Source organism: Micromonospora solifontis (assembly GCF_003725545.1).
Classification (GTDB): domain Bacteria; phylum Actinomycetota; class Actinomycetes; order Mycobacteriales; family Micromonosporaceae; genus Micromonospora; species Micromonospora solifontis.
The window spans coordinates 1-10,891 of sequence record NZ_RJLN01000127.1 but is presented as its reverse complement, the minus strand read 5'-3'; the positions used below and the strand labels follow the sequence as shown (position 1 = coordinate 10,891).

The 10,891-nt window shown below is 72.7% G+C and carries 14 protein-coding genes and 2 tRNA genes; 3 read left to right on the top strand and 13 right to left on the bottom strand.

Annotated features, from left to right (window positions below; all coding sequences use genetic code 11):
* The first annotated feature begins 146 nt into the window (after positions 1-146).
* Positions 147-476 carry an RICIN domain-containing protein gene (locus EFE23_RS26045; RefSeq protein WP_233601147.1) on the top strand — a complete coding sequence of 110 codons (330 nt, stop codon included), beginning with the start codon at positions 147-149 and terminating at the stop codon, positions 474-476.
* Positions 477-566: 90 nt separating this feature from the next.
* Here EFE23_RS26045 and EFE23_RS26040 read toward each other — a convergent pair whose 3' ends face one another.
* Positions 567-1,262, bottom strand: coding sequence for a TioE family transcriptional regulator (locus EFE23_RS26040; RefSeq protein ID WP_123243536.1), 696 nt, complete (start codon positions 1,260-1,262; stop codon positions 567-569).
* Positions 1,263-1,343: 81 nt separating this feature from the next.
* Between EFE23_RS26040 and EFE23_RS26035 the strand changes: the two genes are divergently transcribed.
* Positions 1,344-2,474, top strand: coding sequence for an erythromycin esterase family protein (locus EFE23_RS26035; RefSeq protein WP_123243535.1), 1,131 nt, complete (start codon positions 1,344-1,346; stop codon positions 2,472-2,474).
* A 55-nt stretch (positions 2,475-2,529) separates the two neighbouring features.
* On the opposite strand, the gene EFE23_RS26030 is transcribed toward EFE23_RS26035, so the two are convergent.
* The 6 genes from EFE23_RS26030 to EFE23_RS26005 all read right to left on the bottom strand — a co-directional run bounded on the left by EFE23_RS26030 (position 2,530) and on the right by EFE23_RS26005 (position 6,033).
* On the bottom strand, positions 2,530-2,973 hold the full coding sequence (locus EFE23_RS26030; protein WP_123243534.1) for an SRPBCC family protein: 444 nt from the start codon (positions 2,971-2,973) through the stop codon (positions 2,530-2,532).
* A gap of 15 nt (positions 2,974-2,988) precedes the next feature.
* The gene (locus EFE23_RS26025) at positions 2,989-3,354 is read right to left on the bottom strand and encodes an ArsR/SmtB family transcription factor (protein WP_123243533.1); all 366 of its coding nucleotides are present in this window, start codon (positions 3,352-3,354) and stop codon (positions 2,989-2,991) included.
* Positions 3,351-3,815, bottom strand: coding sequence for an SRPBCC domain-containing protein (locus tag EFE23_RS26020; RefSeq protein ID WP_123243532.1), 465 nt, complete (start codon positions 3,813-3,815; stop codon positions 3,351-3,353). Before EFE23_RS26020 ends, EFE23_RS26025 begins: the two co-directional genes overlap by 4 nt.
* A gap of 316 nt (positions 3,816-4,131) precedes the next feature.
* Positions 4,132-4,296: a DUF397 domain-containing protein gene (locus EFE23_RS26015; protein WP_233601146.1), complete on the bottom strand. Its 165-nt coding sequence runs from the start codon at positions 4,294-4,296 to the stop codon at positions 4,132-4,134.
* A gap of 26 nt (positions 4,297-4,322) precedes the next feature.
* The gene (locus EFE23_RS26010) at positions 4,323-5,105 is read right to left on the bottom strand and encodes a helix-turn-helix domain-containing protein (RefSeq protein ID WP_123243530.1); all 783 of its coding nucleotides are present in this window, start codon (positions 5,103-5,105) and stop codon (positions 4,323-4,325) included.
* 94 nt (positions 5,106-5,199) lie between these two features.
* On the bottom strand, positions 5,200-6,033 hold the full coding sequence (locus EFE23_RS26005) for a phosphoribosylaminoimidazolesuccinocarboxamide synthase (protein WP_123243529.1): 834 nt from the start codon (positions 6,031-6,033) through the stop codon (positions 5,200-5,202).
* 142 nt (positions 6,034-6,175) lie between these two features.
* On the opposite strand from EFE23_RS26005, the gene EFE23_RS26000 reads away from it, so the two are divergent.
* Positions 6,176-7,495 (top strand): ABC transporter substrate-binding protein, encoded by a 1,320-nt coding sequence (locus tag EFE23_RS26000; protein WP_123243528.1) that lies wholly within the window; start codon positions 6,176-6,178, stop codon positions 7,493-7,495.
* Between the two features lie 49 nt (positions 7,496-7,544).
* On the opposite strand, the gene EFE23_RS25995 is transcribed toward EFE23_RS26000, so the two are convergent.
* From EFE23_RS25995 to EFE23_RS25970, 6 genes are all read right to left on the bottom strand, one after another.
* Complete coding sequence (locus EFE23_RS25995) at positions 7,545-7,793, bottom strand: hypothetical protein (protein ID WP_123243527.1); 249 nt, start codon at positions 7,791-7,793, stop codon at positions 7,545-7,547.
* Positions 7,794-7,898: 105 nt separating this feature from the next.
* The gene (locus EFE23_RS25990; RefSeq protein ID WP_123243526.1) at positions 7,899-9,194 is read right to left on the bottom strand and encodes an MFS transporter; all 1,296 of its coding nucleotides are present in this window, start codon (positions 9,192-9,194) and stop codon (positions 7,899-7,901) included.
* The gene (locus EFE23_RS25985) at positions 9,191-9,790 is read right to left on the bottom strand and encodes an ArsR/SmtB family transcription factor (protein WP_233601145.1); all 600 of its coding nucleotides are present in this window, start codon (positions 9,788-9,790) and stop codon (positions 9,191-9,193) included. Before EFE23_RS25985 ends, EFE23_RS25990 begins: the two co-directional genes overlap by 4 nt.
* A 112-nt stretch (positions 9,791-9,902) precedes the next feature.
* Positions 9,903-9,976, bottom strand: a tRNA-Met gene (locus tag EFE23_RS25980).
* Positions 9,977-10,094: 118 nt separating this feature from the next.
* Positions 10,095-10,168: transfer RNA gene (locus EFE23_RS25975), tRNA-Met, on the bottom strand.
* A gap of 50 nt (positions 10,169-10,218) precedes the next feature.
* The coding region (locus EFE23_RS25970; protein WP_204348510.1) for a hypothetical protein at positions 10,219-10,891 on the bottom strand (673 nt) is incomplete at its 5' end.

Genomic DNA, 10,891 nt, shown 5'->3' with positions numbered 1-10,891 from the left:
CGTCGGTGCTCAACGCCCTCAACGCGGCCACCCCGACCACCAGCCCGACCTCGGGCCCGACCTCCACGCCGCCCTCGCCCACGCCCACTGCCACCTCCGGGGGAGCGAAGCGGATCATCGGTGCCCAGTCGGGCAGGTGTGTCGACGTGCCGAACGCGTCGCGCAACAACGGCACGCGGGTCCAGCTCTACGACTGCAATGGCCAGATCAACCAGGCGTGGACCCTCACGTCGAGCAGGCAGCTGACCGTGTACGGCAACATGTGCCTGGACGCCGCCGGATCCGGCAACGGCTCGGCCGTGCAGATCTGGAGCTGCAGCGGGCAGGCCAACCAGCAGTGGAACGTCAACTCCAACGGCACCATCAGCGGCGTGCAGTCCGGCCGCTGCCTGGACGTCTGGGGCACCGGCAACGGCCAGCAGATCCAGATCTACGACTGCAACGGGCAGGCCAACCAGCGATTCAGCCTGAGCTGACCCGAGGCGCGGACGCGGTGTGGCGGCAGCACCTGCCGCCGCACCGCTCCGCCGTGGCGGCCCCGGCCCCACTTCCGAACGTCACGCCGCTCAGGCGATGCCCGCCCGGCTCAGATAACGGCTGAGCCGGGCGGCGGCGTCGAGCATGGCGACACCGCGCGCGGTGAGCCGCCGTTGCCAGTCGTCCAGGGCCCGGGCGAGCGGCTCCGTGCCGCCGGCCGTCCGGACCTGCCGGACCACGGTGGCGATGCGGTCCAGTGGATATCCTCCGCGCCGCAGCAGGTGGGCCAGCTCGGCGTCGCGGATGTCGGTCGGCCGGAACACCCGGTAGCCGGTAGCCGGGTCGCGGGCGGGGGCGAGGATGCCGGCGCTCTCCCATTTGCGCACGGTGGCCGGGGTGACCCGGAGCCGGCGCGCGAGGTCGCCGATGGTCCACCCGCCGGCAGCCGGGGCGTTGTCCGGCCCCGCCGGCAGGTCACCGATCGCGGCCCGCACCGCGTCGAGCGTGTCCCGGTCGCGGAGCAGCTGGTGGTGGCCGCGGTCGATGACGAGCAGCGCCGCGTCGAGCGCACCGTCGTGCAGCGCGTTCATGATCTGGCCGGCGGCCGCGTGGCCGTACGCCGCCACGAGCGCCAGATAGGCACGCAGCGCGACCGCGTGAAGCTCGGTGTAGACCCGGTAACCGCTGGGCGTGCGCTCAGCGGGCGGAAGGAAACCGTCCCGCTCGTAGTTGCGGACCGCCTGGGTCGAGAGCCCGTGCTCGCGCGCGAGGTCGGATGGTCGCACGTTTTGAGACTCTAACCCGGGGTCACGCGGCCCTCGGCGGTCAAAGTCTCAACTGAAGTTTCAATGTTACGTTTGAGCCACATGAGCCAGGACATCCGTGACCTCGTGCCCGCTTCATGTGACCTTCTCGCCCTGGGCGAGCCGACCCACCAGGAGCCCGCCTTCGGCGCGGTCCGCAACGAACTCTTCGCCCAGCTGGTCGAGCTCGGCTTCCGCTCGATCGCCCTCGAGACCGATCGCGTGGCCGCCCTCGCCGTCAACGACCACGTGCTGCACGGCACCGGGAGCCTCGACTCGGTGCTGCGGGAAGGCTTCTCCCACGACTTCGGCGCCCTGGCCGCCAATCGGCAGCTGGTCGCCTGGATGCGGGAGTACAACCGGGACCGGCCGGCGCAGGAGCGCCTCACCTTCCACGGTTTCGACGCCCCGACCGAGAACACCAGCGCACCCAGCCCGAGAAGCTATTTCGAGTACGCACGCGACTATCTCCAGATCGACAACCTCGACATCGCGGGCGTCGCCGGGGACGACGATCGCTGGAGCCGCGCGGAGGCGATCCTCGACTTCACCAGGTCCATGGGCGCCACGCCCGAGGCCGAGCGGCTGCGAGCGATCGGCGAGGACCTGCTCACCAGGCTGTACGCCCGCGCACCGGAACTGATCGCACGCACGTCACGCGCCGAGTGGCTCCGGGCCAGGACCCACCTCGATGCCGGCCTCGGGCTGCTCCACTACCACTGGCAGGCGGCGCAGCCCCTCGGGCAGAGCGATCGGATCTGCCTGCTGCTGGCCACGCGGGACACCTGGATGGCCCGCAATCTGCTCGACATCCGTGGCGTCGAGGCGGAGCGCGGCCCGACGATGCTCTCCGCCCACAACCTGCACCTGCAACGAAACGGCAGCGCCTGGAGCCTGGGCGAGATGGGCGCCAACTGGTTCGGCGCCGGGGCCATCGTCGACTCCCTGCGGATCGGGAGCTACTTCTTCGTCGCGGCCAGTCTCGGCCGCAGTGCGGCGCTCAAGCTGGGCGAGCCCGAGCCGGACACCTTCGAGGGTTTCCTGCAGCACCGCATCACCGACTGGGGCCTGCTCCCGGCCACCGAGGTGCTTCCGGGACGCAAGCGGGTGGACACCACCCCGCAGCAGGGCTACTTCCCGCTCGACCAGGCGACCGTCGACGCCGCCGACGCGATCCTGCACGTCACCGCCTAGCTCTCCGTACGCGGGCGCCCTCGACGCCGGCACGCGTCGAGGGCACCCCGCCGGGTCAGTGCCAGTCGCTGATCTTCACGTCACGCGGGTCGGGCGCACCTTCGCCGGTCTCCAGGAGCTGCTTGAGGCTCATCAGGAAGGTGGCCCACTTGGTGCTGCAGTGGTGCATGAACTCCACCGGTTCGCGCCAACCCTCGTGGCTGAACAGCACGATCGTGTAGTCGCCGTCCTGGCGCAGGTCCCACCGCACGGTGGTGCCGATCCACTCCGGCGGGCCGCCCACCACCTCCCAGCGGACCAGCCGGCCCGGTTCGAGCTCGGCGACCTTCATGTCGATCCCGCCCGGCCCGAACCGGAACTCGATCACGCCGCCGGGGCCGGTCTCCCCCGACGTCTTCTCCGTCCACCAGCCGGACAGGCCGTCCAGGGTGGTGAGCGCCTCGTACACCCGCTCCGGCGAGGACCGCTCGACGCCGATGCGGTGCAGGATGTCTGCCATCTCGTGTTCCTCTCCCTACTGCTTCTGTCCGGTGCCGTTGTCGTTCGTGTCCCGGCCGCGCTGGATCGTCTCGGCGATGCGCTTGATCCGCCGCAGACGCGAGTCCCAGGCCGCGCCGACGTCGGTGAGCTGGGCGACGGCGCGGGCGAGCTGGGCCTCGTCGACCCGGAACTGCTTCTCCCGACCGGCGGTGGTGGCGCGCACCAGGCCGACCCGGTCGAGGACGACGAGGTGCTTCGCCACCGCCTGGCGGGTCACCGGCAGGCGCTCGCTGAGGCTGGTCGCCGTGCCGCTGCCCTCGCTCAGCAGCAGGTCGAGCATCCGTCGCCGGGTGGGGTCACCGACCGCCGACCAGAGGTCGTCGTCCACCAGCAGGCTCACGCGGCCGCCCCGACCTTCGCGGCGTACGCCGGCAGCCGCGGCAGGAAGTAGTCCCAGCCGGTGACGTGCTCGGCGTACTCGGCGGCGACCTTGGCCTCGTTCCAGCCGCGCTCGCGGAAACCGCTCTCGGTCATCCGCAGCAGCGTCCCGCCCCCGGCGGGCTCCAGCTCGAAGACGACCAGGAACGAATTGCCCGGGGCCGCGGTCTGCCCCTCCTCGTGGGTCCACCGGAAGGAGAAGAGCCGCGACGGCACCGCGTCGACGACCTGGAACTGCACCCAGGTGCCGCCGCCCTGCGCGCAGTCGCCGAAGCCGATCCGCCCCGCTCCCCCGGGCACGGCCGGGAACTCCGCCTCGTCGGGCCACCACTCGCGCAGGTGCTCGGGACTGCTCACCACGTCGAAGACGACCTCGGGTGAGGCGTCGATGTGGATCTCCCGCTCGATCGTTCCGTACTCCATGACCGCCACCTTTCGCAACGCTTGGTTGCGTATCACGCTAGCCGACCGGGGCGGCCATGCGCAACCGTCGGTTGCGTTTTTCCCGGGACCGGGCGCGGCCGGGCGCGCGGCCCGCAGTGGGCGGGCGGGAACGACTCAATCGGGCAGGTCGACGCTCACGCCGTAGCCCGTGTGCAGCACGAACTCCTCGAACGTCGGCTGCATGGCACCTCCACCCGTTAGAGGCCACGGGTGGGCCGATCCGCTGCACGTTCGGGCGGATCGGTTTCGCCGACCGGGCACCCGACACCCCGGCCGTCGGCCGGGGTGTCGTGGTTCAGCCGGCGGCCTTGACCAGGGCGACGAAGGCCCGCCAGGCGCCCGGGGCGAACGCGAGGGTGCCGCCGGCGCGGTCCGTGGAGTCGCGGACCAGCACCCGGTCGGGCAGGTTGTCGGCCACCTCGACGCAGGTGTCGCCGCCGTTGCCGGACCGGCTCGACACGCGCCACCGAGGGGTGGAGGCAGTGTTCACAGCTCGCTCACCAGCTTCCCGATCAGCTCGACCGACACGCCGGCGGGCAGGGCCTCGCTGAGCAGCGTGTCCCACATGGTCCTGATGGTATCCAGGGCGTCGGGCCGGTCGACGACCTGACCGAAGACTCCGTCCACGTAGGCCACCTCGTCGCCGCCCGCCAGCGTAGCCAGCACGAAGCCGCCGGCCAGCCCGGGGTGCGCGCCGGCCTCGGCGGGCACGGCGTAGAGCCGGACGTGCGGCAGCGCGGCCAGCTCGAGCAGCCGCTCCAGCTGGGCCCGCTGGACGTCCCGGCCGCCGACGACCCGGCGCAGGGCGGTCTCGTCGACGACGGCGGTGAACCGCGTCGGGGTCGGGCCGGTCAGCAGCTCCTGGCGGGCCAGCCGGGCGGCGACGAGTTGGTCCACCTGCTCCGGGCGGTGGGTGCCCTGGGCGCGGAGCACCGCGTGCGCGTACGCCTCGGTCTGCAGCAGGCCCGGCACCAGCGACGGCTGGGACGTGCGGAGGGCGACCGCCTCGGCCTCGATCCCCCGCCAGGGCGCGAACCAGGCCGGGGACTCCTGCCGGGCGGCCACCGCCAGCAGCTCGGCCAGCAGCCCGTTGGTGTCCAGCGCCGCGTCGGCGGCCTCGGCGAACTGCGGGGTGGGCCGGCGGCGGCCGGTCTCGATGGCCGCGATGGTGGACGGACTCCACCTGATCAGCTCCGCGAGGGCTTCCTGGGAGACGCCCGCGCCGGCCCGCGCGGCCTTGAGTGCCCTGATCCACATGTCGCCGTTCATCCGACCGCCCCGAGAGCAACCGAGGGTGACGAGAAGATCCTCGACGGTCACCGGACGCGAGTCCAGCAGGTGCGGCGAAAGTGCGGTATCCCGGTCAGTCCCAGCGGTTGCCGGTGAGCTTCTCGTAGACCTCGACGTAGCGGGCCCGGGTCGCCTCGACGACCTCCGCCGGCACCTCGGGGGCCGGCGGCTGCCGGTCCCAGCCGCTGTCGGTGGCCCAGTCGCGGACGTACTGCTTGTCGTAGGAGAACTGGGCCCGGCCCGGCTGGTACGACTCGGCCGGCCAGAAGCGGGACGAGTCGGAGGTGAGCACCTCGTCGGCGAGGACCAGGGTGCCGTCCGGCGCCCAGCCCAGCTCGATCTTGGTGTCGGCGACCAGGATGCCCCGGTCGGCGGCGATCTCCGCGCCGCGCCGGTAGATGTCGATGGTGATCTGGCGCAGCCGCTCGGCGGTCTCCGCGCCGACCTTGTCGACCACCTGCGCGTACGTGATCGGCTCGTCCTGCTCGCCCTTCGGCGCCTTGGTCGACGGGGTGAAGATCGGCTCGGGCAGGATGGACGCCTCCACCAGGCCCCGGGGCAGTTCCACGCCGGAGACCGCACCGGTGCGCTGGTACTCGGCGAAGCCTCCGCCGGTGAGGTAGCCGCGGGCGACACACTCGACCGGGACCATCTCCAGCCGCCGGCAGCGGATCGCCCGGCCGGCGAACTCCGCCGGCACGTCGGTCGTGGAGATCACGTGGTTCGGCACCAGGTCGGCGAGCTGCTCGAACCACCACAACGACAGCGCGGTGAGCAGGCGACCCTTGTCCGGAATCGCGGTCGGCAACGCCACATCATAGATCGAGATCCGGTCGGTGGCGACCAGGATCAGGTCGTCGCCGTCCGCGTACAGGTCCCGAACCTTGCCCGAGTGCAGAAGTTCCACGGCGCTAGTACACCATGGGAGCGACGCCCCACCCGGCGCGGCCACCGGCCGTCCCGCCGGCGTACCGGATCGGGCGTTGACACCCCCACCCGGGGCCTGTGTAAATGGTCCGTCCGCCGCCTGCGCCCCCAGGAGACCGCCCGTGCCCGCTCGGCAGCCCGCGTCCCGCCCCGGCCTCGACCGGCGGCGCCTCCTCGGCGCGCTGGCCGGGCTGCCGCTGCTCGGCGGCGGTCTGACCGGCTGCTCCCCGGAGGAGCAGGCCCGGGTCGACGACGGGCCGATCGAGCTGTCGGTGTTCTGGTGGGGCGGCAACCAGCGGGCCGAGGCCACCGAGAAGGCGCTGCGCCTCTACTCCCAGCAGCACCCCCGTGTCCGGTTCCGGGTCACCTGGCAGGGCCTGACCGGCTACTACGACCGGCTGGCCACCCAGGCCACGGGCGGCAACGTGCCCGATCTGTTCCAGGTCGACGACACCATGCTCACCGAGTACGCCCGCCGCGAGATCGCCCTCGACCTCAGCCCGTACGTCGCCGACAACCGGCTCGACCTCCGGGAGCTGCCGGCCGACCTGGCCCGGTACGGCCAGGTGGACGAGCGGACCCGGGCCGTGCCCGCCGCGCAGACCAACGTCGCGCTGATCTACAACCGCGACCTGCTGCGCCGGCTGAAGGTGCCGGAACCGCACGGCGGGATGCCGTGGCGGGAGTACACCCGCTGGGCCGCCCGGGTCACCCGCGCCTCGGGCAGCCGGGTGGCCGGCACGATGGACGCCTCCGGCGACTACCGGGCGCTCTGGCTCTGGCTGCGTGGGCAGGGCGCGGAGCTGTACCAGGGCCGGCAGCTCGGCTTCAGCTCCGCCGAGTTGCTCGACTGGTTCGAGTTCTGGGAGGTGGCCCGGTACGAGCGCGCCACGCCGAGCGCCGCTCTGGTGGAGCTGGCGGACACCGGCGAACCGCCCTGGCAACTGGTGGTCACCGGGCACGCGGCGGCGTCCTTCGCCTGGTCGCACCAGTTCCCCGAGCTCCAGCGCCTGACCGACGACGAGCTGGGCATGACCGCCCTGCCGGGCACCCCGGCGGCGCAGTGGCCGCGCGCGTCGATGTACTGGGCCGCTTTCCGGGGTACCCGGCAGCCCGAGGCGGTCGTCGACGTGATCAACTTCCTGACCAACAACGTGGCGGCCGGTCGGCTCCTCGGCACCGAGCGCGGGCTGAACCCGAACGTCTCCGTACGGCGGTTCGTCACCGACGCCACCACCGACCGTACGCAGAAGCGGCTGGTGGGCCTCGGCAACGAACTCGCCGACCTGATGGGCCCGGCGCCCGCTCCGCCCCCCAGGGGCCATGCCCGGGTGCGCGCCCTGCTCATCGCCGCCGCCGAGAGCATCCGCGCGAAGGGGTCCGGGGCCCGGGCGGCGACCTCGAAGTTCATGGCACAGGCGAACGCGGCGCTGGCCGAGTGACCCGCCGCGCGACCGGTCGCCGGGTGCGCGCGACCGGTCGCCGGGAGGGTCAGCGCGGCGGGCCGCCGCGGCGGCCACGCATCAGCCGCAGCACCAGCAACACGATGACCACGACCACCACGAGGCAGCAGAGCAGCCCGAGGAAGCCGCCCCCGCCCCGCGAGCGCCGTCGCGCGGCCTCCACCACCAGCTCGCCGGTGCCCGTGGACGCCCACGCCGCGACCGGCACGAACACCGAGAGCACGACCGCACCGAGGACCGCTCCGAGCCGTCCCCACCACCTGTTCCAAGCAGACATGGCTACATCCTCGCCGAGCGGCGCAACCCGGGCAGGGCGACGGGACGAAGCGGGCTGGCCGCACCGGCCCCCCGCACCGGCCCGCCGCACCGGCTGCCGGCCGTCTCACCGCTCGGCCGCGGCGAGATCGCTCCGGTCGGGGACGTCGATCTGGTCCAGGGACCGCACCGTCGGGATCGGCGAGGGGAGCAGCCACAGCACGCACAGCGTCCCCCCGATGGCAGCCAGCCAGAGCGTCGGGCGCAGGCCGAGCCAGCTGCCGAGCGCCCCGCCGGTCAGCGCGCCGAGCGGCCGGATGCCGTAGTTGACCGTCGAGAACGCGCCGGAGACCCGGCTGCGCAGGCCGTCGGGGATGACCGTGGCCTGGAGCGCGTTGAGGTTGACGTCGAACAGCATCACGCCGACCCCGGAGAGGAACTCCGCCCCGGCCACCAGCGCCACCCGCAACCAGAGTGGACCTCCGGCGACGGCCACCAGGGCGGTCGAGGCGGGGAAGACGACCGCGCCGAGCATGATGCTGCGGCCCACGCCGATCCGGGCGGACAGCCGGGGCGCCACCACCGCGCCCAGCAGTCCGCCGGCCGCGCCCACCCCGAGGGCGAGGCCGAGCAGCCCCGGTGGGAGGCCGAGCGTACGGCTGGCGAAGAACACGAGCAGCGCGCTGAAGATGAAGCTGAAGTAGTTGACCGTGGTCGCACAGCCGAGGCCGGCCCGGAGGACGGGGTGAGCGAGAGTGAACCGCAGCCCCTCCCGGGCCCGCTGCCACAGCCGGCCGGTGGCGGCGTCGCCGTCGCTGGCCGGCACCCTCGTCGTTCGGGCCCGGGCGACGCCGACCGCGGACAGCAGGAACGAGACGGCGTCCACCAGAATCGCGATCGGCGCGGTCAACGCCTGGACCAGCAGACCGCCGAGGGCCGGACCGGCGATGAACGACACCGACCGGCTGGCGCTGAGTGCGCTGTTCGCCGGCAGATAGCGCGACCGGTCCACGAGCAGCACGAAGAAGGCCGGGTAGCTGGTGTTGAACAGCACCGAGGCGGCCCCGGTCAGCAGGGCCACCGCGTACAGCTGGGCCAGCGTGCCGGCGTCGAAGGCGAAGGCGAGCGGCACCGTCACGAGCAGTCCGGCGCGGATCAGGTCGGCCGCCACCAGGAGACGCTTCTTGTTCGGCTGCCGGTCCACCCAGGTGCCGATGAAGATCCCGGCGAGGTTGGGCAGCCACACCAGGGCGGTCAGCACCGACACCTGGGCCGCGCTGGCGTCGAGGAGCAGCACCGCGAGCAGTGGGAAGGCCAGCTCGGAGATCCGGTCGCCGAACTGCGAGACGGTGTGCGCCAGGAAGAACGACCGGAAGCCCGGTTCGCGAAGCAGCGGGCGAGGCCGCTCGGCCGGGTCGCTCACCGCTCCTCCGCCTCGGGCATGACGTAGCGCATGAACCGCACGTGCCGGGCGCCCGCCGGTCGGTCGGCCGGGTCCCGGGTGACATAGGGCGCGAGGACCTGCTCGATCGCGGCGTTGACGGCGGCCAGTTCGACCGCGGTCAGCGGGACGTTGGTGTTGGACACACCCGCCTCCCGCCGCCACTCCGGCGCCAGCTGCGGCTCCACCTCGGCCATCCACCGTCGGGGAAGATCCGCGTACTGCGTGAACATCGCGCGGCTCAGCACCTGGCTGGCGGCCTGCCCCTCCTCGTCGTCAGGGAAGCGGAACCGGAAGCCCTTGGCGCTCGCCCTCCAGTACCGCTTCCGCGCGTCGCCGCCGGTGCCGCTGTCTTGGACCAGGCCGAACCCGGCCAGGTGACGCAGGTGCCAGCTGGTGACCGAGGGCGTCGCGCCGACGTGCTCGGCGAGCTCGGTGGCGGTCGCCGGGCCGTACCGCTGCAGCCGTGCCAGGACGGCCAGCCGGACCGGGTGGGAGAGGGCCCGCATCGCCTTCGGCTCGGTCAGTTCGAGGTCGCCGTAGGGGTTGCCCGCCCCGCCCGGATTTCTGAGAGACACGTTTCGAAAGTACTCTCTCAGAAATCGTCCGGCAAGGACGCCTGGCATGACTCGAACGGGATGAGAAACGGCGAAAGGCCCCGGAGTGAACTCCAGGGCCTTTCGCGACGAGTAGCGGGGACAGGATTTGAACCTGCGACCTCTGGGTTATGAGCCCAGCGAGCTACCGAGCTGCTCCACCCCGCGTCGGCTCGTACAGCCTATCGCATCCTCGCGGTGGAGATCAGCCGGGTCCCCGATCGCGGTGGATCCACCGGATACGGCGAAGGGCCCCGGAGTGAACTCCGGGGCCCTTCGTGACGAGTAGCGGGGACAGGATTTGAACCTGCGACCTCTGGGTTATGAGCCCAGCGAGCTACCGAGCTGCTCCACCCCGCGTCGGCTCGTCTACCGTAGCGCACCGACCCCAGGGGGCGCAAAACGGGCCGTCAGCCCAGCCACCGGCGCAGCGCCTCCGTCGCCCGGCGGCTGTCCGCGTCGAACTGCGCGACGTCGGTCGAGGTGCCCTCCCAGCCCCGCTCCCAGAGCACGGTGACCACGTCACCGACCCGGATCGCCCGGAGCAGGTGAACCTCGTCCCCGCCGGTGTTCCCGCCGTAGCCGCTCGGGTGCGGCGCACGGATCTCGACCAGCACCGACTCGTCGCCGTACCCGCCGCCGGCGAGCAACCGCTGCCGCTCGATCTCCCCCGCCGCGTTCGGCTCGTCCTGCCGGGGGCAGTCCCGCACCGCCTGCCGCAGCTCGCGGAGCGCGTCGTCCGCCCGCCCGGGGCGGTAGCTGGTGACGCTGTGCCGGTACAGGCCGTCCGGCACCACGACGTCCGCGCCGCCGGAGAGCTTGAACGGCAGGATCCGTCCCCGACGGGCCACGACGCTCTCCTCCCCGGGGGTGGTGCCGCAGAAGGCGGGCAGCACGGGCCCGGAGACGAACCGCGGCCCCCCGCCGGCCTGGTTGGCGGCGGGCAGGGCGAAGAAGGCCCGATCCGGGATGCTGGTCGGGCTGGTGGCGGTCGGCCCGGCGCTCGTCGAGGCCGGGCCGCCCGGCGTACCCGAGGAGGGGCCGGTCACGCGCGGCGAGGGTGGCGGCGACGGCGCTCCGGTG

Bases quoted from the DNA above. Each gene is read 5' to 3' on its own strand.
- EFE23_RS25995 (WP_123243527.1), bottom strand. From the start codon at position 7,793: ATGTCTGCTTGGAACAGGTGGTGGGGACGGCTCGGAGCGGTCCTCGGT.
- EFE23_RS26035 (WP_123243535.1), top strand. From the start codon at position 1,344: ATGAGCCAGGACATCCGTGACCTCGTGCCCGCTTCATGTGACCTTCTC.
- EFE23_RS26020 (WP_123243532.1), bottom strand. From the start codon at position 3,815: ATGGAGTACGGAACGATCGAGCGGGAGATCCACATCGACGCCTCACCC.
- EFE23_RS26010 (WP_123243530.1), bottom strand. From the start codon at position 5,105: ATGAACGGCGACATGTGGATCAGGGCACTCAAGGCCGCGCGGGCCGGC.
- EFE23_RS26030 (WP_123243534.1), bottom strand. From the start codon at position 2,973: ATGGCAGACATCCTGCACCGCATCGGCGTCGAGCGGTCCTCGCCGGAG.